A 22,577-nucleotide genomic window follows, 5' to 3' on the forward strand; every position below is an offset into this window, starting at 1 on the left:
GGCTGGGAGCACCCCTTTCCTCAAACAAATAGCGTTGCAGACCGTATCACGTCAGAGATGTGTGAAGGTCCGGCCGCTTGTCGATCTCCCCCCTTGTGGGGGAGATGCCTGGCAAGGCAGAGGGGGGTGCCACACCGAGCACACTCGCCATCCAGCACCCTCACCCCGCATCCCTCGGAACCCCCTCCGGCCGCATCTGCTTCTTCAGCGCTGCAATCCTGAAAATCGCATTCGGCGCCCCGTAGCCGCGATAGCTCCGCCGCTCCACCACCTCGAAGAAGAAGCCCTCCCCGTAAGTCCCGCTATAGAGCTGAAAATACTCGCCCTCCCCATCCCGGTCATAGAGGATGTTTTCCGCCTTCAGCCGCTCCGTCAGCTCCGGCTCGAGCCCGAAGCGGGCTTCCACATCGTCGTAATAATTGGGCGAAATCGGCAGCGGCTTGAAGCCTTTCGCGCGCAGGCGCTCGGCAGTGGCGAAGATATCGTCAGTGGAAAAGGCCAGATGCTGGATGCCGGAGCCGAATTTCTCGGCGATGAAATGGCCGGCGAGCGTGCGGCGGTTTTCGGCGCCGTTCATGGTGATGCGAAGCGTGCCCGCCTCGTTCTCGATCACCTGGCTGCGCACCACGCCTGATGGGTCGATGATGTCGACGACAGGAGTTTTCCGGGTTTCGAAGATCGACGTGTAGAAGAGCAGCCAGGTCAGCATCTCGTCATAGGAGACCGTCTGGGCGATATGATCGACCTGCTTGAGGCCGGCATCGTCCTCAACACCCTGCCCCGCCACCGGCTCGAAATCGATCTCGGAGAAGCGGCCGAGCGGGCTTTTCTCGTCGATGAGATAGATCAGCCCGCCGCCGACACCGCGGATCGCCGGCAGCTGCAATTCGCCTTCCACGACCGCCTGGGTGAAGGGCTCGGCATCGAGCGCCAGCGCCCGGGCATAGGCTTGCGCCGCATCCTCGACGACGAGCGCCATCGCATAGGCGAACGTGCCGTGCACGGCATAGGCGGCATTGGCGAAACCCTCGGGATCGACATTGATGAGGATGCGGATATTGCCCTGCTGGAAGAGCGTCACCTTCTTCGAGCGATGCACCGCCGCCTTGCGGAAGCCGAGCGCTTCGAGAATGCCGACAAGCTCCACTGCCTCCTCGTCATCGGTCGCGAATTCGATGAAGCCGACGCCCTTGACGGCGGCGCGCGCGGGCATGTCGATGCCGACTGACGTCTCCACCTTGCGGCGGATCTGGTCGGCCAGATAGATCAGCGAGCGATGGCCGTCGGCGGCGATTGCCCGTGTCGAGCCGCCGCGGAACTGGTCGTTGAAGATCTCCAGCGAGAAGAAACCGTCATAGCCTGTCGAGGCCACGGCCTCGGTAAATTCGGTGACGGGAAGATCGCCCTCGCCCGGCATATTGCGGAAGTGCCGCGACCAGTAGAGCAGGTCCATGTCGATCAGCGGCGCATCGGCAAGCTGCACGATGAAGATCTTCTCTTTCGGGATCGAGCGGATGGAATTGATGTCGATCTTGCGCGATAGCGAGTGGAAACTGTCGAGGATCAGCCCGACATTCTCATGATCGGCGCGCCGTACGATCTCCCAGGCGTCGCGATGGTCGTTGACGAAGCGGCCCCAGGCAAGCGCCTCGTATCCCACTTTCAGCCCGCGTTTTGCCGCCCGCTCCCCGAGCTCGCGGAAATCGGCCGCCGCCCGGTCGATGCCGCCAAGCGCCGCCTGCGAGACATTGGAACAGACGAGCACCATGTCGGTGCCGAGCTCCTGCATGATATCGAACTTGCGCTCGGCCCGGTCGAAGGTGCGGCTGCGCAAACTCTCCGGCATGCCCTCGAAATCGCGGAAGGGCTGGAAAAGCGTGATGATCAGCCCGAGATCGCGCGCCATGCGGCCGACATCGGCCGGGCTGCCGTCGAAGGCCAGGAAGTCGTTTTCGAAAATCTCCACGCCGTCGAAGCCGGCGCGAGCGATCGCTTCGAGTTTTTCCGGCAATTCGCCTGACAGCGTCACCGTCGCAATCGAGGTCTTCATACCAAGCATCCTCCTCGTTCGGGCCACGATGGACAAAGCCATCGACCCTCCTGAGGGCATTATGGCGAATGTCGTGAGTATTTCAATTCAATTGATCAAATCAAAAGTCTCATATGATTTTCAAAAACTATGTTGATTTATGAGCGCGCCTCTGGCAAACATGATGAGAACAGTCGGGAGAGGATGACTGTGAGGCTGCTTTTGGGCGGCCGCCAAAAAGGAGGAGAATTCCAATGCTGAAGTCGTTGCTGACGCGGCGTGGCGCCATGCTGGGTGCCGCCGCTCTTGTGGCCGCCATAGGTCTTGCCAACCCGGCCGCTGCCGTCACCCCCGATGAAATCAAGGCCCGCGGCAAGCTGATCGTCGGCATCCAGGGCGACAACCCGCCATGGGGTTTCGTCACCAGCGCCGGCAAGCAGGATGGCTTTGATGCCGATATGGCTGCGGCCTATGCCAAGGAACTCGGCGTCGAAGTCGAATTCGTGCCGCTCGAAGTCAACAACCGTATCCCGGCGCTGACATCGGGCCGCGTCGACGTGCTCTTCGCCACCATGGCCATGCTGCCGGATCGCGCCAAGGCGGTGCAGTTCAGCCAGCCTTACAATGCCAATGCCATCGTGCTGATTGGCCCCAAGAACAAGTCGATCAAGACCAATGACGATATGGCGAACCTGACCATTTCCGTCGCCAAGGGTGCCGCACAGGACACGCAGGTCACCAAGAATGCCCCGCCGACCGCCACCATCCGCCGCTTCGACGGCGACGCGGCAAGCGTTCAGGCGCTGGTTTCCGGCCAGGTCGATGCGCTCGGCGGCAACATCTTCTACATGGACCGTGTGGAAAAGGCCCGCCCCGGCGAATTCGAAAACAAGCTGGAATTCCAGAAGCTCTATAACGGCGCCTGCACCCGTCTCGGCGAAAAGGAACTCAACGCCTCGATCAATGCCTTCATCGACAAGATCAAGGCCAATGGCGAGCTGAAGGTGATCTACGACAAGTGGATGAAGGTGCCGGTTCCGGAATTCCCGAAGAGCCTCGAAGGCATTTCGTTCACGGCCGGCTGAGCCATAGCTTCTTACAATCCGAACACCAGGGCGGGCATTTCGATGCCCGTCCACGCCACCCCCATGCCCAAGACCAAGCAACCAGCTTTGCCCCGTTCGAGGTGCGCGACATGACCAGAACCATCTTCGTCCTCAACGGACCGAACCTCAACCTGCTCGGCGAGCGCGAGCCTGCCATCTACGGCTCCACCACCCTTGCCGATATCAGGGAGAAATGCCTGGCGAAGGCGAAGAGCCTCGGTTTCGAGATCGATTTCCGCCAGACCAATTTCGAGGGCGAGCTGGTGGAAAGTGTGCATCAGGCCCGGAAAGAGGCCTGCGGCATCATCATCAATCCCGCCGCCTATACCTTCACCTCGGTGGCACTGCTCGATGCGCTCAAAACCTTCGATGCGCCGAAGATCGAGCTGCATATTTCCAATGTCCATGCCCGCGAGGAGATCTACCATAAATCCCTGATCTCGCGTGTCGCCACCGCCATCATGATCGGCTTCGGCGCCCGCGGCTATGAGCTGGCGATCGAGGCGATGGCCGGAATGGTGGGAGCGGCGAAAGCAGCATGAACTATCAACTGGATTTCACGCCCGTCATCGATGGCCTGCCGAGCCTGCTTCTCGGCTGTCTCGGCACGTTCCTGCTGGCGCTCTGCGGCATGGTGCTTGCCGTGATCATCGGCATCGGCGGCGTGGCGCTGAGGGATTCGCATATCAAGGCGCTGCGCTGGCTGGTGATCGGCTTTGTCGAGCTCATCCGCAACACGCCCTTCCTGGTGCAGATCTTCTTTCTCTTCTTCGCCCTGCCGCTGATCGGCATCAGGCTCGCCCCGACGCCGACGGCAATCATCGCGCTCGGCATCAATGGCGGCGCCTATGCGATCGAGATCATCAGGGGCGGCGTGCAATCCATTCCCAAGGGGCAGATGGAGGCGGGCCTGGCGCTCGGCCTGCACAAGGTGCAGGTGTTCCGGCTGATCATTCTGAAGCCGGCGCTGAGGGCGATCTACCCGTCGCTGACCAGCCAGTTCGTGCTCCTGACGCTGTCGACCAGCATCTGCTCGGCGATCTCCGCCTATGAGCTGACCTCGGTGGCGCAGCGCATCGAATCCGACAGTTTCCGCAGCTTCGAGGTCTATTTCACCATCACCGTGTTCTACCTCGTCATCTCCTGGCTGATGATGCGCCTCTTCGCGCTCTTCTCGGCCCGTTATTTCACCTATCCGGTCAAGTGAGGGCACCATGGGCAGCGAAGAATTCATCTTCCTTCTGATCGGCCTGAAATGGACCGTTCTTCTCTCCGCCGTCGGCTTCGTCTGCGGCTGCCTCGCCGGCCTTGCCGTGGCGCTCGCCCGCACCTCGGGCATGCCGTGGCTGGAGCGGCTGACTTCGGCCTATATCGCCGTCTTCCAGGGCACGCCGCTCCTGATGCAGCTCTTCGTCACCTATTACGGGCTCGCCCTTATCGGCTTCAAGCTCGACGCCTGGGAGGCGGTGGCGATCGGCCTCACGCTCCATGCCAGCGCCTATCTCGGCGAGATCTGGCGCGGCGCAATCGAAGCCGTGCCGCGCGGCCAGACGGAGGCGGCCAAGGCGCTGAGCCTCAAATATGTCTCGCGCATGAAGGATATCATCCTGCCGCAGGCGCTGCGCATTTCGCTTCCGGCCACGATCGGCTTCCTGGTGCAGCTCATCAAGGGCACCTCGCTCGCCTCCATCGTCGGCTTCACGGAGCTGACGCGGGCCGGCAACATCATCTCCAACCAGATCTTCCAGCCGCTCACCGTCTTCGGCATCGTCGGCATCCTCTATTTCCTGATGTGCTGCCCGCTGACCATCCTCGGCGCCCGCCTGGAGCGGCGCTTCAACGCGGCCCACGCGCGCTGATGCAGCGCCCTCACGAATTGGACCAGAGACCATGACATCAGCTCCCGCTCCATCCCCCAATCAGAACATGATTGGCGAAACCATGATCACCATGAGCCATGTGGAGAAGTGGTACGGCGCCTTCCAGGCCCTGCACGATATCAATATCGATGTGCACAAGGGCGAGCGCATCGTGCTCTGCGGCCCCTCGGGAAGCGGAAAATCGACGCTGATCCGCTGCATCAACCACCTGGAGACCTACGAGAAGGGCGAAATCCGCGTCGGCGGCATATTGCTCGGCAACCAGGCCAAGGCGATCGACGCGATCAGGCGCGAGGTCGGCATGGTCTTCCAGCAGTTCAACCTCTTCCCGCACCTGACCGTGCTGCAGAACTGCATGCTGGCGCCGATGCGCGCACTCGGCGTCGCCAGGGCCGAAGCCGAGGACCGGGCGCGGACCCTGCTGGCCCGCGTAAAAATCTCCGAACAGGCGGAGAAATATCCGGTGCAGCTCTCGGGCGGCCAGCAGCAGCGCGTGGCGATCGCGCGCGCGCTCTGCATGCGCCCGAAGGTGATGCTCTTCGACGAGCCGACCTCGGCACTCGACCCTGAGATGGTCAAGGAAGTGCTGGATACGATGATCAGCCTTGCCGAGGAAGGCATGACGATGATCTGCGTGACCCATGAAATGGGCTTTGCCCGCCAGGTCGCCAACCGGGTGATCTTCATGGCAAGCGGCGCGATCGTGGAAGAGGCGCACCCGGCCGAATTCTTCACCAATCCGCGCCACGAGCGCACCCGCAAATTCCTCGGCGAAATCCTGCGCAACTAGGCCTGAGCGAAGACCGGGAGAAGCTCCATGTCAAAACGCCCCCTTGCTATCGCCGTCATGGGCGCCGGGCTGATCGGCAAGCGCCATATCGAAGGCGTGCTGGCCGAGCCGCGCACCACCCTTGCCGCCATCATCGACCCCTCGCCCGCCGCGCGTGACGAAGCCCGCGCAAACGGCCTGCCCTGGTTTGCAAGCCTTGCCGAAGCGCTCGCTGAAAACCGCCCCGATGGCGTCATCGTCGCCACCCCCAACCAGCTGCATGTGGCAAATGCCGACGATGTGGTGGCAGCCGGCATCCCCGTCCTCATCGAAAAGCCAGTTGCCGACGATGCGGCGGCCGCAGCCGGCCTTGTCGGCCGCGCGGAGCAAGCCGGCGTGCCCATCCTCGTCGGCCACCACCGCCGCCACAACCCGATCATCCGAGAAGCCAAGCGCCTGATGGAAAGCGGCCGGCTCGGCCGCATCCGCTCGATCAACGGCAGCTTCTGGGTCGCCAAGCCCGATGACTATTTCGAGGTCAAATGGCGCCGCGAACCCGGCGCCGGCCCGATCTTCATCAACCTCATCCATGATGTCGATCTCTTCCGCCATCTCATCGGCGAAGTCGAAAGCGTGCATGCGATGGAAAGCAATGCCGCGCGCGGCCATGCGGTCGAGGATACCGCCGTCGTGCTCCTGCGCTTTACAAACGGCGCGCTTGCCACGCTCAGCGCCACCGATGCCGTGCCCTCGCCCTGGAGCTGGGAGCGGACCTCGGGCGAAAACCCCGGCTTCCCCAGGGAAAACCAGTCCTGCTACCAGATCGGCGGCACTGAGGGCGCGCTCACGATCCCCGATCTCACCCTCTGGAGCAATGAAGGCCGCCCCGACTGGCGCGAGAAGCTGGCGCAAGAGCGCCTGTCCGTTACCCCGGCCGACCCGCTCACCCTGCAGCTCCAGCATTTCTGCGATGTCATCGAAGGTACGGCCACCCCCCTCGTCAGCGGCCGGGAAGGCCTCGCCACGCTTGAGGTCATCGAGGCGATCAAGGCCTCCGCCAGCACCGGAAGGACTATATTCCTAAAAGGCAAATCCCATGATTAGCGGCACCACACGGCTGATCGCCCATCTCGGCTACCCGACGGAAAGCTTCAAGGCGCCGCTGATCTACAACCCCTATTTCGAGGAACAGGGCATCGACGCCGTCGTCGTGCCCATGGGCTGCCGGCCGGAAGACTACCCCGCCTTCCTGAAACTCGTCTTCCGCCTCTCCAACATCCACGGCGCCCTCATCACCATGCCGCACAAGATCCCGACCATGGATCTGCTCGACGAAATCTCCACCAACGCCCGCGTCGCCGGCTCCTGCAACGCCATCAAGCTCGGCCCCGACGGAAGACTGATCGGCGACATGTTCGACGGCGAAGGTTTCGTACGCGGCCTCAAGCGCAAGGGCCAGACGATATCAGGTGCCAAAGCCCTCCTCATCGGCGCCGGCGGCGTCGGCTCGGCAATCGCAGCGTCGCTCGCCTCCGCCCAAATCGGCCACCTCGCCCTCCACGACGACAACAAGGCCGCCCTCGAAGGCCTGAAAACCCGGCTCAACACCTGGTACCCCGCAACCCGGGTGACGACAGGCTCCAGCGACCCCGAAGGCTTCGACATCGTCATCAACGCCACCCCGCTCGGCATGCGCAAGGATGATCCGCTGCCGCTGGATGTGAGCAGGCTCTCGGCCGGAACTTTCGTGGGGGAAGTGGTGATGAAGGAGGAGATCACGCCGTTTCTGGCTGCGGCGCGGGAGCGAGGATGCCGGTATCAGGTGGGGACGGATATGCTATTCGAGCAGATACCGGCCTATCTGGAGTTTTTCGGGTTTGCGACGACCACGGCCGAGCATTTGCGGCGGGTGGCGCGGTTGTAGAGTGCGGCTGGCAAAGCAGAAGTCGGCTCGGGACCGAGGTCTCTCATGCCCCGGCTCCGCGATCACGAGGTTGCCGTGCGCCGGACCTCGCCGAAGCCAATCCTATGTCTTTGAATGGGCACTCATCCAATGAGGCCAGACATGCTCTTTGGTTAGGCCAAACCCGCCGCAGAAGATGCATTTGCCCTGTGGCTTTATCACAAGGCTCATGAACTCTTGATCACGACAATGATTTGCTTTTCCCGAAGAGCTTCGCGACGAATGCGAGCGCCATGTGAAGGACCGTGGATACGCCGGACGGACGGCGAACGATCGGCGGCAATCCAACCTTCACGCGAGAACGAGGCGTCAGTTGCACGGTGTCATGCATCGACCATCCGTCCGCCTCGCGAACTTTGACCAGACCCAGCGCTTCTGCCTCTTTGACAAATTTGTCTTCCGAGATTGCGATGCCGGAAAGCTCACCGCTGTTGGCGGCAACCTTCTGTATCAGATCGTCAATACCTTGAAATTGCTGTTTCTCTTCGAACAGCTTCTCGATGCTCATTTATACCCCACCCCATAACCTCAACCCAAGGACAGCGGTATCAGGTTGTGATTTGCACGTAAACCGTGCGATGCAGCAGAGGTTGTAAAAAGCCTGGAAAATGGTCAACCAGTAAGGTTAAGGCTGACCAGGTACGGATGCGACCCTGCTGGACACGGGGAAGCCGTGACCGAGCATCATAGGCGATGAAGATGTTTCTTCACGAGGGCAGCGCAGCAACTGAGTGCGACTGCTTGTATCGCTCCAACAGAATTCCCGTAAGGCCGACGAATGCAGCGCAGGTGAGAGAGAAGACGATGATCTCCGCGGGAGTCAGCCCAATTGCAGCGGCAATCGCAGAGAAGAAGTAAACAGACAAGCAACTGACGAGATAGCACTCAAGCGAGTTTTTCCCGATAACCGCAACAGTTCTTGCGACGAACGTCTGGTGATAGGTCTGAGTAAAGTTGAGGAACGCGGCAAGGAAAGCTAGTACCACCGCTGTGTGGATTATGCGGAGCGCTCCGAGGGCCTCCTTGTCCGCTAAGACGGCGTTCAGGCCAAGCAAGTTTGTCCTATAGCTCACGGCAGCGAATGCCAGCGTGGCCAAGGCAAGCAGGGCGATCCGGCGCTTTTGGGTCCACGCGAACAACTTCCGATGAACCTTCGCCATTCCAAGCATGATCCCAAGAAGAAACAGGAACTGATAGGCGAACGGGTTCATATTGTATTGGTAATCGTCGGCCTGAGGACCACCCGGGAGATTTAACCAGTCGAATGAGTTGGCAGAGAGATATGCCAGGAAGGATACCGCGACCGCAAGGATCGGTCTGCGCCGAATGATATCAGCAGCGAAAGCCGTAATGATCATCAGAATTATATAGACTTGGAGCACGTCCACGAGGGCCGGAGCCTGGCCGAGCAGCAGGAACTGCAGTGTCCCCTGTAGAGGGTTCTGGATCGTAAATGCCGTGCCCGAAGCAACCTGAAAGTTTTTCGGGGCGAACCAGCCGACCGTAATGACTGCCGCAAATAGCAGTGCATTTACGAAGTACAAGTACGAGGCGCGGTGCAGCAGTCTTTTTTCTATCTCTGGTTTCCTGAAATAGACCAGTCCAACCATATAGCCGGACATGGAAAAGAAGATTTCAGCGCCGCTCGAGTATCCGAACTGTGTGAGCGTCGGGATGATTGCTCCTTGGTAGCCCATACTTTTGCAAAGCCAAGCGAGGTGGTTGACCGTAATGGTCAACATCGCAAACCCTCTGATTAGATCGATACGAGAATCTCTTACTTGCAATATAGTCATCACTAACACCTCGACGAGTTTAGCAACTCGTTTGAAATGAGTTTGTTTTCTAGGACGAAACTCAGATTAATTACGGTTCCAGAGTCGTAGGTCTGAACCGGAGGTGCAGAAAATGCCAAGTTATATTAATGTTAAACTGTATCTCGATCATGCGTCGATCTGTGATGCGGACAGCAGTCCACAGCACGCCTCCCAAAGTTCCTCAACCCAGGGAGATAATTAACAACCTGTCGTTTAGGCGTAAAGCGGGATCCCTATCGCGTCGGTAGAAATACCAAAAAAAGTCAAGAAGAAGAGCCGCCTCTCCTCCTATTGCAATGTTGCCAGCAGCAGAAAGTAATCGAAAAACCACAATACCATCCATCCAGTGGAAATAGCTGCGAGCAATGCGGCGGTGAGCTTCACATGGCTTATAGAAACTCGACGGACGGGTTTTCGACTTACAATAAACGGTTCAATGAAATTGACGAAGAACGTGTATTGGTCATCCTTGTGTGAATTGATAAGTTCTTCGTACCTAGACGCCGTTATGCCCACTGCGCGCGCCGTTGAGCCATCTTTGTATAGAATGGATAGAGATTTGTCGTCGATGCTGTATTTAACAGAGCGAATCTTGCGGCAATAGATTTGATTCCAAGTCATCAACTGATTCGCATAGTCACGTGTTTCATGTCAGTGGAGACATTATGACTTACTGATCGATTTTAGCCAACACGCGGCTATGGAATACTATCGCCACGGTTAACCGCCGATCTTGGTAAACGCTGGCGAGAGCACAACTTAAGGGCGTAAAATAATATATCTGCGAAAATTGGAGAAAAGGTAGCTCGACGGCGCGAGCGCCGGAACGCGGAGATGAGAATGGAGAGGGTTGCCGCCTTGAGCTGTTGCCGGCAGCTACCCTCTTCCCTCACCCTCGCCTACAACTTGCACCCCTTCGAGAGCGCCGCACTCTCCATCGCCGAAACCTTGCCCTTCGACACCGCGACCTCACCTTCCTTGTCCCCGCCGGCCACACTGCCGATCGGCACCCCCACCAGAAACACCCCGAAAGCATCGCCATTGGCGGCCGAGATCTGCTGCTTCGACAGGTCGTCGAGCTTCTTCTTTTCCGTCGTGTGGAGCTGGGCGATCTGCGGGCAGCCGAGATTGGTATAGGCCTGCATCGGGATGTCGGCCTGGACGATGGCGTCCGGTCTTTTCGCGCAAGCGGCGAGTGTCGCGGCAAGTGCCACGGCGAGAACGAGTTTTTTCATGATGTAACCCCAGTTAGCGGCCGATTTCTAGCATTGCCGCCCGTGTGGCGCGAGTAACTGGGAGGAACAACCACAGGAGAATTATCTGACGCCGCCAGCGGCTTTTCGACCACCGGCCCTGCCTTTCAGGTGCACCCGCCCCTCGGAGAGTTCCTCAAAGAGGATTGATGTAATTCATGATCGCCACCTGCCGCAGCACCACTCGGCGGATGATGTGGGTCGCCTTCACATGGTCGGTGAAGATTGCCGCCGTGCCGGTGGCGCCGGCCGGCAGGCTGGCGGCGAAGGCCTGGTCGTCGAGGCGCACGCGCACGACGAGCGGGGCGGTCAGGATCGCCGATGGGGCGATGGCGCTGCCGGATGTCTGGGTCTGGCCGCTGGCGACGGCCTGGATGACCGTTTCCACCTTGCCGGTGAAGATGCGGCCCGGCGCGAACTTGAAGGTGATTTCCACCGCCTGGCCGGGCTCGATATAGCGCGCGTTGATCTGGGCGATCTCCACCCCGATCAACGTATCCGACGTATCGATGAAGGCCATGACGGGCGCAAGCGGCAGGCTGGAGACGCGGGCACCCGAACGCAGCGCCAGATTGGTGACATAGCCATCGGCCGGCGCGCGCACCACCGTCTTGTCGAGATCCCATTGGGCGCCGGCGATTTCGGCGGTCAGCTGCTCCACCTCCGCCTGCCGCTGCTCGACATCATAGGCGCGCCCTGCCCCCGTCGTCTGCAGACGCGTGGTCTCTTCCAGCCGCTGCCGGTTTAGGCCGAGCTGCGCCTTCAGTGCGTCGAGCTTCGCCTGATAGGGCTGCGGATCGATCCTGAACAGGGTATCGCCGGCCTTCAGGGCCACGTTTGCCTTGACCGGCACATCGGTCACCTCGCCCGCGACATTAGGCACGATCGCCACCGAATTGCGCACCACGAGCGCATTGCCCTGCGGCGCGCCCCAGCCCATGGGAATGAACAGGCCGACGAGCAGAAACAGGAAGACGAGGATGGGCGAGATCTTCCAGAACAGGTTGAACCTGACGATATGCAGCTTCACCAGCAGGAAGAGGATCACGAGATAGGTGTTGAGCAGGACGACGATCATGGCGCCCGCTCCGGCGCCGCCTTGCGGGGAATATCGACATAGGCCCAGATGAGAACGAGCGGCCAGAGTGCAAAGCCGAGAAAGAGCGTCACCCAGCCGCCGACGGTGACCGCCTCCTTCCAGGGATGGTCGCGGCGCCTGGCGATCATGCCGGGTAGCATCGCCATAAAGACGACGACGAAGACCGTGCTGGCGATCAGCACGATCAGCACGATCCAGGCGAAGATATCGATGCCACTCATCCCTCACTCCGTTGACGATACCAGACGGCATTTTTACCAGGACAAACCGGCTTCCCGGACGGCATCCTCGAAAGCGATCCTCGCCAGGTAGCTGGGCGACCAGCTTTTCATGACATCGCCGCAAGTGGCGACGGCATGGTGATAGGCCGCTTCGCGCACCGGCCACCTGTCTGCCAGGCGGGCCAGCGCCTGCCTTGCCGAACTCACGAACTCGAAGCCGTCGTGCTCGGCACTGCGAACGAGCACGCATACGTTCCGCGGACCGGGACTGAGATCATCGCCTCCACCATCCTTGGCCATGGCGCTCACCAGTCGTTCGGCGGGCGCGGCTTGCGCAGGCGCACGCGCATCCACCGCACCGGCGCCAGCAGCAGGCACGCCCCGACGAAACCGAGCGCCAGGAATTCCACCCAGCCGCCATAATGAAAGCCGAGCCCCTCGAACATCGCATTGAGCAGGACGGCGCCGGCAACGCCCGCCACGACATCGACAATCAGATGGGCATGCGCATGCATGAACTTGTTTGCCATCCACCCGGCCATGCCGCCGATCAGGATGGCGCTACCCCAGTCGACCGGTCCTTCGTTCATCGGTCTTCTCCATCGGCGTTCGCCCGGACGATAGCGCGGTCGCATGCCGTGGGAAGTACGTAACGGTAAATGCGGGGCCTCATTTACGTTGCAATCGAGTATTGCGAACATCCGCCGGGCGCCGGCGGCACGGTCGTGACGGGCCGTAATCGACGGGCAGAAGGCGCCGGCTCGCAGCCGGAAGAGCCGCTTCATCTACCCCCTGCAACGGAATGATGAGGGGCGGCCGGCGGGCATGCGCGGGCCAGTTTCGGCCTAACCCTTTTGGATGAATTGCGAATCGTCCGAACCTCGACGAAAGTAGCTAGGCGGCGGTAGTAGGATTACTTGGACCGAAACCGATGCGGGGGGCTTGCCGAGTATCGAGTGGAAGCCCTTCAATTGTTGATGCCTGCGCCGTGCAGAGCGCGGGTGAATGATCAATGGCCGCTTCCGCCTGAAGCGGCCATTATCGTATCGGCAGGCGTTGAGGCATGCTCCGGGCCCTCCGCCGCCTGCATCGCGCAGCCATCCAGAATCGCAAGTGAGGGTCATGATCGGAGACGCGCGGCCGCCGGGCGGGGCCGTGGTATCGCGAGGAAATGAGACAGGGAAAGGCTGAAATCTGCTGTGAATTTGAAGCCAGTTATAGGGCCCGCCACGCCATACGTTCGCGAGCCTCTATACCTGCTCAGTCCGCCAAAACGCGTTTAGCGCGCGAAATAACCATGAATAAAGGCCGAAGTCGCGTGAAAAGTGTGTGACACGCCCGACCGGGCAATATCCCATTCGGCACGCGTCATTTTTCGCTGATCCTCGCGCGCCGTCATCCGATCGCAGCCCTGCGCCCGCCGCTCGATACCGCCTGCAGCGCCTCCCCGTGATGGCTGTTCTTCTCCGCATCCTGCACCGCCGCGACCCGCGACGGACCGGAAGAGGAAGCCCTCGGGCGCGTCGGGTAACGGAGCTCGCGTACGCCCTTCCCGCTCTTGCCGTGCGATCGCCGGAGGGATCGCCTGATGGCATGAAGGCGAGGCGTCAGCGCCAGCCCGCACCCCGATCGGGTGCAACCAAGAGGAGTACTCCTATCGGTGCCTTGTATAACCCGTGAAAAAGCGGTTAGCTGCGGCAGTTGGGTACGCTCATTCCGCATGGTCGAGTGCGCCCGCATGTCGAGGCCCGGCATGTGGCGGCTCCGCATTTCGAGTCCGCGCATTTTGAGGCCCCGCATTTTGAGGGAAGTTCCGTGGGCTGGTCCAAACCCTTAAGGCTGCATCTCGGCGTCCTGGTCGTCGCATCGCTGCTCTGCACGTCGATGCCGATCATATGGCTGGCCTTCAGCCGCGGAAGCGAGGCCGCGGTCAGCGCCGGCGTACAGCAGATGCGCGGCATGAGCCTGCGGCTGATCGAGGGATACCGCAATACGCTGGAGGGCGCCATGGAAGCGGCGGCGCTCGCCTCCACCTCGCCCCAGCTTGCCTCCCCGCCGCCTCAGGATATCAAGGCAAAGCAGGACTTCTTTCTGGAGGTTCTGCGCAACGTCCCCAACGCGACAAGCGTCTATGCCGGCTATCCTGACGGCTCCTACCTGCAGGTCATCAACACCGAAAGGCAGGATACCCGCCGCACGCTCGCAGCCCCTGACGGGACGGCTTTCGCGATCCGCACCATCGCCGGCAGGCAAAGCGCCGACGTCGTCTCGACGCTGCAGTTTCTCGATAGCGAGACAAGGCCTATCGGCGAGCGAAAAGTGGACTACGCCTCCTTCGATCCGCGCCAGCGCCCCTGGTATCAATCCGTCGTCCAGGATGGCATGCCGGTCTCCGTCGGGCCCTATGTTGCGGGAACACTGGGTGTCCCGACGCTGACGATCGCAGCGCCCATGCGCGACGATGCCAAGGTGGTGGTCGGCATCAACATCCACCTGGAGACCATCAGCCGGCTGCTGGACGCGCGCGGGATCTCGCCGCGTGCGCGCGCCTATATCATCGATGCCGGCGATGATCTCATCGCCCATTCCAACCCCGATATCATGAGCAGGATCATCGCCATCTGGTCGCGAACGGCAGGCACGCTCGACGCAACGGCCAACGGCTTCGAGACGAGCATCGAGACCGTGGCGAGGCTGAGGCGCGATCCGGCCTTTGCCAATGGCGGCCTGGCACGCATCGAGCTCGACGGCGAAAGCCATCTCGTGCAGATCGCCCCCGTCAGCGTCTCCGGCCTGTTCAAGGGCAGCGCGGCGGTGATCATCGTGCCGATGGAGGATCTGGTGGCCGAGGCCAACCGGCTGCTCCTGCACAATCTGCTGATCGCCGCGGGCTTGGTGCTCGCTGGTGTCGCAGCTTCGGTGCTTCTGTCGCGCATGGTCAGCCGCTCCCTCTATCGGCTGGCCGACGAGGCGCGCAGGATCGGCGATCTCGATGTCGGCGAGAAAGCCATCTCGCACTCCTTGATTACCGAGATCAACACGCTGGCGACAGCTCTTGCCGCCAGCCGCCACGCCATCGGCCAGTTTGCCCTCTATGTGCCGCGCGAGGTGGTCCGCCGCATCGTCAGCCCCGGCGGCCGGGCCGTCGTCAAGGCGACGCGCCAGGATGTGACCGTGCTCTTCACCGATATCAGGGATTTCACCGCCATATCGGAGCAGCACTCGCCTGAAGACGTGGTCGATACGCTGTCAGCCTATTTCGAGCTTCTGAACACCATCGCCGAGCGCCATGGCGGCACGGTGGTGCAATATCTCGGCGACTCCATCTTCGTCATGTGGAATGCGCCTGTCGAAGATCCGGCGCACGCCGAACACGGCTGCCGCTGCGCCCTCGCCATGCGCGCCGCGATCGATGGCCTGAACGACGAGAACGCCAGAAACGGCCGCCCCGAACTCATCACCCGCTTCGGCCTCCACACCGGCCCCGCCGTCGTCGGCAGCTTCGGCGCCGTCTCGCGCCAGCAGTACACGGCCATGGGCGACACGATCAACGTCGCCTCGCGTCTGGAAGGCCTGAACAAGGAATTCGGCACCTCGATCCTGACGAGCGCGGCGATCCACGACGCGGTCGGAACCCGGTTCGGCTTTCGCCCGCTGGGGCTGGTGCAGGTGAAGGGCCGCGCTGAGAAGGTGGATCTGTGGGAGCTTGTCGGGGAGAGCGGCGGCTAGTGCTGTCGAGCAATATCACGATCAGCCGCAAACGATGCCGTATTCCTCCGCGCCGTCCTTAGCCTGATACCGGCTTATCCATGCCAGCGTCAGTCACTGCCACCACTTGGCCTTTTCAAGCGTAACCTTGCGCAGCACATTGCGATTGTCGCGCGCCTGGATCTCAATGGTTTTGCCTTTGTTTCCTTTTTTCATCTCGGCACAAACTGCAAACATCGCCGAAAGCGTTGAATCGAGACCGGGAGCAGTCATTCCAAAAGTGCTTGCGGCTTTCATTGCCGATTCTGTCGTCATGTTGAAACCGCATGCCGACTTTGTCATGGCGTGAAAGGTAGCTGCCGCTGCGGCTGTGCGACCGTCAGCCTGAGCATGACCCGTAGCAGCAAGAACAAGCGCGACAGCGCCCAAAATACGCAGATTCATTACGTCGCCCCCCAATATGATTTCTAAGCACAAGACAGCCGATGAGGCCCGCCAACCCCGCCTCAGACAAGCTTCTTCGGCTCTGTCTTCGTATGCTCGTGATACTTGTTCTCCCGCGCCTTTCCGAACAGCTTCAGGCTCTCCAGATGCTCGCGCTGGGCGCGGTAGAAATCGTTGAGGAACAGCATCTCCTGGCCGGGCTTCACGGGATCCTCATAGCGGATCCTTCTCGTAATCGTGCGCACGATCTTGACGATCTCTTCGGTGTTCGGCTTCTTCGTGGTGTCGCGCAGCACATCCTCCAGCGTCTGCAGCTCGTATTTGCCGTAGATATCGAGATGCTCGGGCAGGAATTCGAATGCCGGCTGCGACGAAGCCTTGGCAGGAGACGAAAGCGCGAGATCCGAGAGCAGCACCGAGCGCGGATTGTCGACCACCAGCGTGCCGGCGATCATGTCGCCGATACGTTGCCGGCGGCGGTTGGCGAGCGGAACGATCACCACCACCAGGAGCCAGGCAGCCGTCAATCCGCCTTCCAGCCCCGACTGTTCGCCGATCGTGCCCAGAAGGCCCATTGGAGCGAAGATCTCCACCTCTTTCATCAGGTTGCGCGCGGTCACCTGATGCGGCGTCAGGCGTCTGCCATCGACGTTGATGACGCGGATGCCGGTTATCCGCTTTCCGAGCGTGCGCCCGTTCCAGATCAGCTCCGAGAGCACGTAATAGGGTGTCCGCAGCAGAAAGCCCATCAGGGTGATCAGGACCGTCATGGCGCTAAGGGGCAAGACCCCCGTGAAGATGACGGCAAGCGCGATAATGATGAAAAGCAGGGTCGTGAAGATGATATCGAGGATCTGCGCGCCCAAACGCGCTCCGATCGAGGCGATCGCGAAACTGATCGGCACGCCCTCCGGCGGAATGAACTGCATGACGCGCTTGCCGTCAGTCATCGTCTGGTCCGGCTGCTTCATCTGGCGGCCCCATGCTTGGCCTTGCCTTCGCGCCCTGCAAGCGAGAGCCATGCGACCCAGAAGACACCCATGCCCCAGCCGATGCCGATCCGCCAGACCGGCTCCTGCACCAGCTGGCGCAGGAAGCCTTCGATAAAGGCTGCCACGACCAGCATCAGGGCCGCGAGGATTGCGAGCTTGACAGCATCATGCCCCTGGTGGCGCAGAGCCTCTTTGCGGGTTCTCGCCCCCGGAAGAAGGACGGCGAGCCCGAGCCCCGCTCCGCCGGCGCAGGCAATCGAGATCGCCGCAAGCTCGGTGACGCCGTGGATGGAAAGCCAGGCGAAGGCATCGTAGCCGAGCCCTTTCTGCCGGAACATCGCGAAGAAGGCGCCGAGCATCAGGCCATTGTAGAAGGTCAGAATGAAGCTCGGCACCGATGCGAAGACGCCGAGCGCGAAGATCATTACGGCTATCCCCGTATTGTGGGAAAAGAGATAGGCCGAAAAGGCTGCGAGCCCGTCGCTCTCATGCCGTTCATTGCCGTAGATCGTCGAGCGCAGGTAATCGGCCGACGCGTCCGGCGTGCGCAGATCGGCGAGCTCCGACGGCACGAACGTATAGAACCAGCTCGGATCGCTGCTGCAGAGCCTGTATCCGGCAAGAGCGCCGAGAACGAGCGCCAGGAAGCCGATGAAGAGAGGCAGGGCCGAGCGGCGCACCGCCTGCGGAATGCCCTTCAGCAGCAGGCGGGAGATCAGCCCGCCGAGGCTTTCCTGCGGCGCATAGACGACGAGATAGGCGCGCGCGCAGAGGCTTTCGAGATAGGCGACCAGGGCCCTGTCGAGCGAAATATCGCGCGCGACGCTGAGCGAATTCATCGCCTGCCGGTAGCCGGCCGCAAGGTCGCGCACCTCGTTATAGCTGAGTGCAGCTGCCCCACCCTCCTCCGCCCGGCTCACCAGCTGGTCCAGCTGGCGCCAGTGCGCCTCGCGTTCCAGCCGGAAGCGGGCCGAGCGCAGGAGATCGTTCTGCACCCCGCCGGCATGGAGCGTCGCGCCACTATCCATCCTGGGGTCGATGCGCAGATCCGTCATATCATCTCGCGGGATTTGATTTCGATGTAGCGGGCAATGAGATCCGATGTCAGCGCCTCGGGCGTGCTGTCGAGGCAGAGCACGCCGAGACGCGAAAGCTTCTCCATCACGGCCCGCCGCTCCTGCACGATCTGCCGTGCCGCGACAGAGCGGGCGATGGCATCGAGCGTCGTCTCCTCCGGCTCCACCAGCTTTGCCAGGACAGGATCGCGCAAGGCGACGTAAACGATGAAATGGTGCCGCGCGAGCACCTGCATATTCTCGATCATCAACTCCGCCGTGATGCTGTCCACGAAATCGGAGAATATCACGATCAGCGAGCGCCGCTTGAGACGGCCGGAAAGATGCGTCAGCCCCAGCGTATGGTTGGTCTCCTGGGTTTCGTAGGCGAGATCGGCGCAGATCGTCTGCAGACGTGGAAACGCCGCACGCCCCGGCAAGGCAGGCTGGAAGAGGCGCGGACGGCTGTCGAAACTGTAGAAGCCGACGAGATCGCCCGCGAGCCCTCCCGCCCAGCACATGGCGAGCGCCGCATTGATGGCGCGGTCGAGCTTGGTGAAGCCGCCGACCTGCTCGGCCATCAGCCGCCCGGAATCGACGCAGAGAATGATCTGGTGGTTTCGCTCCGCCCGCATCTCGCGCACCACGAGATTGCGCATGCGCGCCGAGCGCTTCCAGTCGATGCTGCGCGGATCCATGCCGGCGGCAAATTCCCGCAGCTGATGGAATTCCGATCCCTCGCCGCGCAGCCGCAAATCCTTCTGGCCGGCTTCCAGCGGCAGGATCTGCGTCTTGACCGCGCCCGACAGCACCGGCGAGATATCGGGAATGACGGCGATCTGGCGCCCCACCGGCAGCCGCACGATCCTGTCGATCAGCCTGAGGCGCGACGGCCATTTCAGCCAGAGCTCACGCACCGAAAACTGCCCGCGCCGCGTCAGCTGCAGATCGAAGGATGCCTTCACCGGCCCGGTCTCGGCACGCTCCATGCGACGCTCGCCGATGACGAGCTCCGGCGCGACATCAAGCCTGAGATCGATCCCCTCGGGCAGCTTGCCCTTCTGCCTGTCGATGACAACAGTGAAAGGAGCCGCATGGCCGACAAAACCCTGCGACGGCAGATCGACATCGACAGCCATCCGGCCAGACAGCGCCGACAAGACGAGATCGCCCGCCGTGACGACCGCCAGCGCAACCCAGAGGAAGACCAGCGGCATGCTCATGTCGCGCCACCACACGCTGACGATGACCGTCAGCGCCGCCATGGCAAGAACAAGCGCGATCAGGTGCGAGGACGGCCGCATTTACCGGGGCGCATCCACGCGGTTCCGGAGGCTGCGCAGCACATCGTCAGGCGTGCGCCCGTCGATCTCTGCCGAAGGCGACAGCACGATGCGGTGGCGCAAGGCCGGTGTCAGCAGCGCCTGCACATCGTCAGGCAGGCCGTAGTCCCGACCCTCGAAGGCAGCCCGCACGCGCACGGCGGCAGCAAGCGCATCGGCGGCACGGGTCGATGCGCCATAGAGGATATCGGCATCGGAGCGCGTGGCGCGCACGAGGTCGACGATATAGGTGAGGATCGACTTGTCGAGATGGATCGCATCGATCAGCGCCCGGCCGGCGGCAAGCGCCTCGCTCGTCACCAGCGGCCGGATGCCGGCTTTGCCTATATCTGATTTCAGCGCCTGATCGGCATGGCGCGACAGGATCGAGATCTCCGTCTCACGGTCGGGGAAGTCGACGACCAGCTTGAACAGGAAGCGGTCGAGCTGCGCCTCCGGCAGCGGATATGTGCCCTGCTGCTCGATCGGGTTCTGCGTGGCGAGCACGAAGAAGTCAGGCCCGAGCTGATAATCGACGCCATCGAGCGTCACCATCCGCTCGTTCATCGCCTGCAGCAGCGCCGATTGCGTCTTTGGCGGCGCGCGGTTGATTTCGTCGGCGAGAAGGATGTCGGTAAAGACCGGTCCCTTGGTGAGATGGAACTGGTTGGTCTGGAAGTTGAAGAGATTGACGCCGAGCACATCGCCCGGCATCAGGTCCGGCGTGAACTGGATGCGCCGATAATCGAGCGCCATGGCAGCCGAAACCGAGCGGGCAAGCAGGGTCTTTGCCGTGCCCGGAGGTCCCTCGACGAGGCAGTGCCCGCCCGAGAATATCGAGATCAGCACGAGATCGATGATCGCATCCTGTCCCTGCACCACCTTGCCGATCTCGCCCCTGACAGCGGCGATGAGATTGCGAAATTCACCCAGATCCAAAGTCGACGCTCCCTAGCGATTTCCTGAATGTTTCAAGATTGCGGTGCAGATCCGCAGATTTCATCAAATGCCCGCGGTCAATCAGCGCCTGAGCCGACGAATGCAGCGCCTGCGCCGCCGCGTGATCGCGGCGCGCCAGACGTTTGAACAGCCGATCTATGCCGGCCTCGTTTCCGGCTCCGGGGCCGAAGAGCAACTGCGCCTTGTCGGCAAGCAGATGGAGCACGAACTGCGACACCATCCGCCCGTCATTGCCCGACAGGCGAAGCAACCTGGCGGTTGCTTCGATCGCCGCAGATTTCGACAGTTCGATATTTCCCGAGGAATCCTTGAGCGGCGGTCCGAAACGCCAGAACCCGCGCCAGAAGCAGATTGCCACGACAACGAACAGGGTTCCCCAGATGGCGGAGAGCGGATAGGCGAAGAAGCGCTTGAGATCGGAGCCGGAACGCTCATAGCTGCGCCCTTCGTCCACCGGTTTCTTGTCATCAAGCGGCGCGCCAGTCGTGTCGATATAGACCGGCCGCGTCTCGCCGACGCCACGCAGATACTCGAAGAGGGCCACGGCAAAGCTGGCATTGTCAGCGAGCGCCAGCCCGTGATTGGTCACGAGATCGGGGTCGGACAGCAAATAGACGTCGGGATTGTCATCGCAGCGAACGAGCAGCGCGCCCGACGGCATGCCGACGATCTCCTTGCAATCGTCCGACAGGCTTTCCCGATCGAAGGTCTGCGCCTGATACAGGGCGATCTTCATCTGCTGGAACTGTTTCAGACCGACTTGTGCCTCTTCGAACTCAGGCGCGTTGCGCGAGAGATGCTTGCTGGAAAGTTCGACCCTGTTGAGCCTCTCCTGTATGGCGGRCAGAGCCAGCAGGTCCGACTGCCCTGCAATGCCATCCCTCAACACGCTGCCGCGCCATTTCGGCATGACGATCAGCGTCGGCAGACCGTGGTTGACCGCTTCGTAGGCCCAGTCTTCCGGAGACACATCGCCCGTTTTCTCTTCTCCCGCGGGTGCGGCGGTCTCGATCTCCGATATCGGCAGGAAAAGCATGCGCACGGAGATTTCCGCCCGCGCCCTGACGAAATGCGGATCGGAGCGAATAACGGGAATGCCCTTGGCTTCCAGCCAGACCTGCAGCCCGCGGCTGCCGAGCGGCGAATGATCGAAATCATTGTCCCGCGGCATCCCGAACAGCGCCAGCGCCGCAAGCCCTACCAGAACCAGCAGGATGAGAACGGGCGCGGCATTACGCATGGCTGAGCCTGCCTACCGACAGCAAAGCGCGCGCCGAGTTGAGAAGCGTATCGAAATGCCCTTCCTGCAATGTGCGGCCGCCATAATGCACGAGCTCCGCCTCGGCCAGCAGATGTTCCAGCCGCTCGCGGTCGGGCATGGTTGCCGGCAGGCGGGCAAAAACCGCCCGCTCCGTATCCGAGCGGAAAAGCCGTGTCCCCGTCGCGTCAGCCGCGTGCAGCAGGCAGTGCCGGAGTAGCAGCACCAGGGCCTGCCGGCGATCGGCCATGGCGGCAATCCGCGACAGGAAATCATTCGGCCTTTCCTCGACCGCAGCGTCGGATGTGCGCCAGCTCTCCGGCGCCTCCCCCTGCCGCTTCTTCACGTCACGCGGCGCAGATGAGAGCAGCACGCCGCCATTGCCGAAAAACATTGCAAGGCCGATGATGACGACAAGGGCGACCAGCACCAGTACGACTGCCAGCGAACCGCCGACGGCTGGCTCCTGCGAAGAAAACGAGCGGTTGTCACGCGATAGCGCCGCATCCGGCACGCGCTTCGACTTTTCGACGCCATCATGGCGATAGGTGAGCTTGCAGCGCACGCCATTCAGCGCACATTGCGCGGCATATTCGCTGCCGACGACGCTGAGAGGCCGGTCGGCCTGCTGACCGCTGCTGTCCTGCGCCAACGCAGGATAAAACTGGGCCGAGGCGGCCAACGATAGCGCCAGCAGCAGG

At 61.6% G+C, this 22,577-nt stretch carries 23 protein-coding genes; 8 read left to right on the top strand and 15 right to left on the bottom strand.

The window, feature by feature from the left end; translation table 11 throughout:
• Positions 1–160: 160 nt before the first annotated feature.
• Positions 161–2,050: a bifunctional sugar phosphate isomerase/epimerase/4-hydroxyphenylpyruvate dioxygenase family protein gene (locus tag AC1DF8_RS00090; protein WP_477994435.1), complete on the bottom strand. Its 1,890-nt coding sequence runs from the start codon at positions 2,048–2,050 to the stop codon at positions 161–163.
• A 233-nt stretch (positions 2,051–2,283) separates the two neighbouring features.
• Here AC1DF8_RS00090 and AC1DF8_RS00095 point away from each other — a divergent pair, with 233 nt between their 5' ends.
• From AC1DF8_RS00095 to AC1DF8_RS00125, 7 genes are all read left to right on the top strand, one after another.
• The gene (locus tag AC1DF8_RS00095) at positions 2,284–3,114 is read left to right on the top strand and encodes a transporter substrate-binding domain-containing protein (protein WP_018115829.1); all 831 of its coding nucleotides are present in this window, start codon (positions 2,284–2,286) and stop codon (positions 3,112–3,114) included.
• 110 nt (positions 3,115–3,224) lie between these two features.
• The gene (gene aroQ, locus AC1DF8_RS00100) at positions 3,225–3,677 is read left to right on the top strand and encodes a type II 3-dehydroquinate dehydratase (protein WP_112543177.1); all 453 of its coding nucleotides are present in this window, start codon (positions 3,225–3,227) and stop codon (positions 3,675–3,677) included.
• A complete protein-coding gene (locus tag AC1DF8_RS00105) occupies positions 3,674–4,342 on the top strand; it encodes an amino acid ABC transporter permease (protein ID WP_018115827.1) in 669 nt (222 codons plus the stop codon). Before aroQ ends, AC1DF8_RS00105 begins: the two co-directional genes overlap by 4 nt.
• A gap of 7 nt (positions 4,343–4,349) precedes the next feature.
• Positions 4,350–4,994 (top strand): amino acid ABC transporter permease, encoded by a 645-nt coding sequence (locus AC1DF8_RS00110; RefSeq protein ID WP_018115826.1) that lies wholly within the window; start codon positions 4,350–4,352, stop codon positions 4,992–4,994.
• Between the two features lie 82 nt (positions 4,995–5,076).
• Entirely contained in the window at positions 5,077–5,805 is a 729-nt protein-coding gene (locus tag AC1DF8_RS00115; RefSeq protein ID WP_183847537.1) for an amino acid ABC transporter ATP-binding protein, read from the top strand.
• Positions 5,806–5,832: 27 nt separating this feature from the next.
• Positions 5,833–6,888 carry a Gfo/Idh/MocA family protein gene (locus AC1DF8_RS00120; RefSeq protein ID WP_477994437.1) on the top strand — a complete coding sequence of 352 codons (1,056 nt, stop codon included), beginning with the start codon at positions 5,833–5,835 and terminating at the stop codon, positions 6,886–6,888.
• Positions 6,881–7,708, top strand: coding sequence for a shikimate dehydrogenase family protein (locus AC1DF8_RS00125; RefSeq protein ID WP_477994439.1), 828 nt, complete (start codon positions 6,881–6,883; stop codon positions 7,706–7,708). The genes AC1DF8_RS00120 and AC1DF8_RS00125 overlap by 8 nt, the downstream gene beginning before the upstream one ends.
• A gap of 220 nt (positions 7,709–7,928) precedes the next feature.
• Here the strand turns inward: AC1DF8_RS00125 and AC1DF8_RS00130 are convergent, their stop codons facing one another.
• From AC1DF8_RS00130 to AC1DF8_RS00160, 7 genes are all read right to left on the bottom strand, one after another.
• Positions 7,929–8,255 carry a hypothetical protein gene (locus tag AC1DF8_RS00130; protein ID WP_183846535.1) on the bottom strand — a complete coding sequence of 109 codons (327 nt, stop codon included), beginning with the start codon at positions 8,253–8,255 and terminating at the stop codon, positions 7,929–7,931.
• 199 nt (positions 8,256–8,454) lie between these two features.
• Positions 8,455–9,543 (bottom strand): OpgC domain-containing protein, encoded by a 1,089-nt coding sequence (gene opgC, locus AC1DF8_RS00135; RefSeq protein WP_113213154.1) that lies wholly within the window; start codon positions 9,541–9,543, stop codon positions 8,455–8,457.
• A gap of 920 nt (positions 9,544–10,463) precedes the next feature.
• Positions 10,464–10,799 carry a hypothetical protein gene (locus AC1DF8_RS00140; RefSeq protein WP_477994443.1) on the bottom strand — a complete coding sequence of 112 codons (336 nt, stop codon included), beginning with the start codon at positions 10,797–10,799 and terminating at the stop codon, positions 10,464–10,466.
• A 154-nt stretch (positions 10,800–10,953) separates the two neighbouring features.
• Positions 10,954–11,895 carry an HlyD family secretion protein gene (locus AC1DF8_RS00145; protein ID WP_018115817.1) on the bottom strand — a complete coding sequence of 314 codons (942 nt, stop codon included), beginning with the start codon at positions 11,893–11,895 and terminating at the stop codon, positions 10,954–10,956.
• On the bottom strand, positions 11,892–12,137 hold the full coding sequence (locus tag AC1DF8_RS00150; RefSeq protein ID WP_113146577.1) for a DUF3302 domain-containing protein: 246 nt from the start codon (positions 12,135–12,137) through the stop codon (positions 11,892–11,894). The genes AC1DF8_RS00145 and AC1DF8_RS00150 overlap by 4 nt, the downstream gene beginning before the upstream one ends.
• Positions 12,138–12,170: 33 nt before the next feature.
• Positions 12,171–12,437 (bottom strand): DUF982 domain-containing protein, encoded by a 267-nt coding sequence (locus AC1DF8_RS00155; protein ID WP_477994447.1) that lies wholly within the window; start codon positions 12,435–12,437, stop codon positions 12,171–12,173.
• A gap of 5 nt (positions 12,438–12,442) precedes the next feature.
• A complete protein-coding gene (locus AC1DF8_RS00160) occupies positions 12,443–12,727 on the bottom strand; it encodes a GlsB/YeaQ/YmgE family stress response membrane protein (RefSeq protein WP_018115814.1) in 285 nt (94 codons plus the stop codon).
• Between the two features lie 1,225 nt (positions 12,728–13,952).
• Between AC1DF8_RS00160 and AC1DF8_RS00165 the strand changes: the two genes are divergently transcribed.
• The gene (locus AC1DF8_RS00165) at positions 13,953–15,866 is read left to right on the top strand and encodes an adenylate/guanylate cyclase domain-containing protein (RefSeq protein WP_477994448.1); all 1,914 of its coding nucleotides are present in this window, start codon (positions 13,953–13,955) and stop codon (positions 15,864–15,866) included.
• Positions 15,867–15,959: 93 nt separating this feature from the next.
• Here the strand turns inward: AC1DF8_RS00165 and AC1DF8_RS00170 are convergent, their stop codons facing one another.
• The 7 genes from AC1DF8_RS00170 to AC1DF8_RS00200 form a co-directional block, all read right to left on the bottom strand.
• Complete coding sequence (locus AC1DF8_RS00170; protein WP_113015314.1) at positions 15,960–16,289, bottom strand: hypothetical protein; 330 nt, start codon at positions 16,287–16,289, stop codon at positions 15,960–15,962.
• Positions 16,290–16,351: 62 nt separating this feature from the next.
• A complete protein-coding gene (locus tag AC1DF8_RS00175) occupies positions 16,352–17,260 on the bottom strand; it encodes an RDD family protein (RefSeq protein ID WP_477994450.1) in 909 nt (302 codons plus the stop codon).
• Positions 17,257–18,336 (bottom strand): stage II sporulation protein M, encoded by a 1,080-nt coding sequence (locus AC1DF8_RS00180; RefSeq protein WP_113015312.1) that lies wholly within the window; start codon positions 18,334–18,336, stop codon positions 17,257–17,259. The genes AC1DF8_RS00175 and AC1DF8_RS00180 overlap by 4 nt, the downstream gene beginning before the upstream one ends.
• Complete coding sequence (locus tag AC1DF8_RS00185) at positions 18,333–19,640, bottom strand: DUF58 domain-containing protein (protein ID WP_477994452.1); 1,308 nt, start codon at positions 19,638–19,640, stop codon at positions 18,333–18,335. Before AC1DF8_RS00185 ends, AC1DF8_RS00180 begins: the two co-directional genes overlap by 4 nt.
• A complete protein-coding gene (locus AC1DF8_RS00190; protein WP_018115807.1) occupies positions 19,641–20,597 on the bottom strand; it encodes an AAA family ATPase in 957 nt (318 codons plus the stop codon).
• Complete coding sequence (locus tag AC1DF8_RS00195) at positions 20,584–21,858, bottom strand: DUF4350 domain-containing protein (RefSeq protein ID WP_477994453.1); 1,275 nt, start codon at positions 21,856–21,858, stop codon at positions 20,584–20,586. The genes AC1DF8_RS00190 and AC1DF8_RS00195 overlap by 14 nt, the downstream gene beginning before the upstream one ends.
• Positions 21,851–22,558, bottom strand: coding sequence for a hypothetical protein (locus AC1DF8_RS00200; protein WP_477994455.1), 708 nt, complete (start codon positions 22,556–22,558; stop codon positions 21,851–21,853). Before AC1DF8_RS00200 ends, AC1DF8_RS00195 begins: the two co-directional genes overlap by 8 nt.
• Positions 22,559–22,577 lie beyond the last annotated feature (19 nt).

It is taken from the genome of Rhizobium sp. 05N49, from assembly GCF_056396805.1.

What these genes read in the sequence shown, in the direction of transcription:
- AC1DF8_RS00130 (WP_183846535.1), bottom strand. Translation starts at nt 8,255, where the DNA reads ATGAGCATCGAGAAGCTGTTCGAAGAGAAACAGCAATTTCAAGGTATT.
- aroQ (WP_112543177.1), top strand. Translation starts at nt 3,225, where the DNA reads ATGACCAGAACCATCTTCGTCCTCAACGGACCGAACCTCAACCTGCTC.
- AC1DF8_RS00105 (WP_018115827.1), top strand. Translation starts at nt 3,674, where the DNA reads ATGAACTATCAACTGGATTTCACGCCCGTCATCGATGGCCTGCCGAGC.
- AC1DF8_RS00110 (WP_018115826.1), top strand. Translation starts at nt 4,350, where the DNA reads ATGGGCAGCGAAGAATTCATCTTCCTTCTGATCGGCCTGAAATGGACC.
- AC1DF8_RS00175 (WP_477994450.1), bottom strand. Translation starts at nt 17,260, where the DNA reads ATGAAGCAGCCGGACCAGACGATGACTGACGGCAAGCGCGTCATGCAG.
- AC1DF8_RS00160 (WP_018115814.1), bottom strand. Translation starts at nt 12,727, where the DNA reads ATGAACGAAGGACCGGTCGACTGGGGTAGCGCCATCCTGATCGGCGGC.
- AC1DF8_RS00125 (WP_477994439.1), top strand. Translation starts at nt 6,881, where the DNA reads ATGATTAGCGGCACCACACGGCTGATCGCCCATCTCGGCTACCCGACG.
- AC1DF8_RS00145 (WP_018115817.1), bottom strand. Translation starts at nt 11,895, where the DNA reads ATGATCGTCGTCCTGCTCAACACCTATCTCGTGATCCTCTTCCTGCTG.
- AC1DF8_RS00095 (WP_018115829.1), top strand. Translation starts at nt 2,284, where the DNA reads ATGCTGAAGTCGTTGCTGACGCGGCGTGGCGCCATGCTGGGTGCCGCC.
- AC1DF8_RS00115 (WP_183847537.1), top strand. Translation starts at nt 5,077, where the DNA reads ATGATCACCATGAGCCATGTGGAGAAGTGGTACGGCGCCTTCCAGGCC.
- AC1DF8_RS00170 (WP_113015314.1), bottom strand. Translation starts at nt 16,289, where the DNA reads ATGAATCTGCGTATTTTGGGCGCTGTCGCGCTTGTTCTTGCTGCTACG.
- AC1DF8_RS00140 (WP_477994443.1), bottom strand. Translation starts at nt 10,799, where the DNA reads ATGAAAAAACTCGTTCTCGCCGTGGCACTTGCCGCGACACTCGCCGCT.
- AC1DF8_RS00150 (WP_113146577.1), bottom strand. Translation starts at nt 12,137, where the DNA reads ATGAGTGGCATCGATATCTTCGCCTGGATCGTGCTGATCGTGCTGATC.
- AC1DF8_RS00155 (WP_477994447.1), bottom strand. Translation starts at nt 12,437, where the DNA reads ATGGCCAAGGATGGTGGAGGCGATGATCTCAGTCCCGGTCCGCGGAAC.
- AC1DF8_RS00180 (WP_113015312.1), bottom strand. Translation starts at nt 18,336, where the DNA reads ATGACGGATCTGCGCATCGACCCCAGGATGGATAGTGGCGCGACGCTC.
- AC1DF8_RS00185 (WP_477994452.1), bottom strand. Translation starts at nt 19,640, where the DNA reads ATGCGGCCGTCCTCGCACCTGATCGCGCTTGTTCTTGCCATGGCGGCG.
- AC1DF8_RS00090 (WP_477994435.1), bottom strand. Translation starts at nt 2,050, where the DNA reads ATGAAGACCTCGATTGCGACGGTGACGCTGTCAGGCGAATTGCCGGAA.
- AC1DF8_RS00120 (WP_477994437.1), top strand. Translation starts at nt 5,833, where the DNA reads ATGTCAAAACGCCCCCTTGCTATCGCCGTCATGGGCGCCGGGCTGATC.
- opgC (WP_113213154.1), bottom strand. Translation starts at nt 9,543, where the DNA reads ATGACTATATTGCAAGTAAGAGATTCTCGTATCGATCTAATCAGAGGG.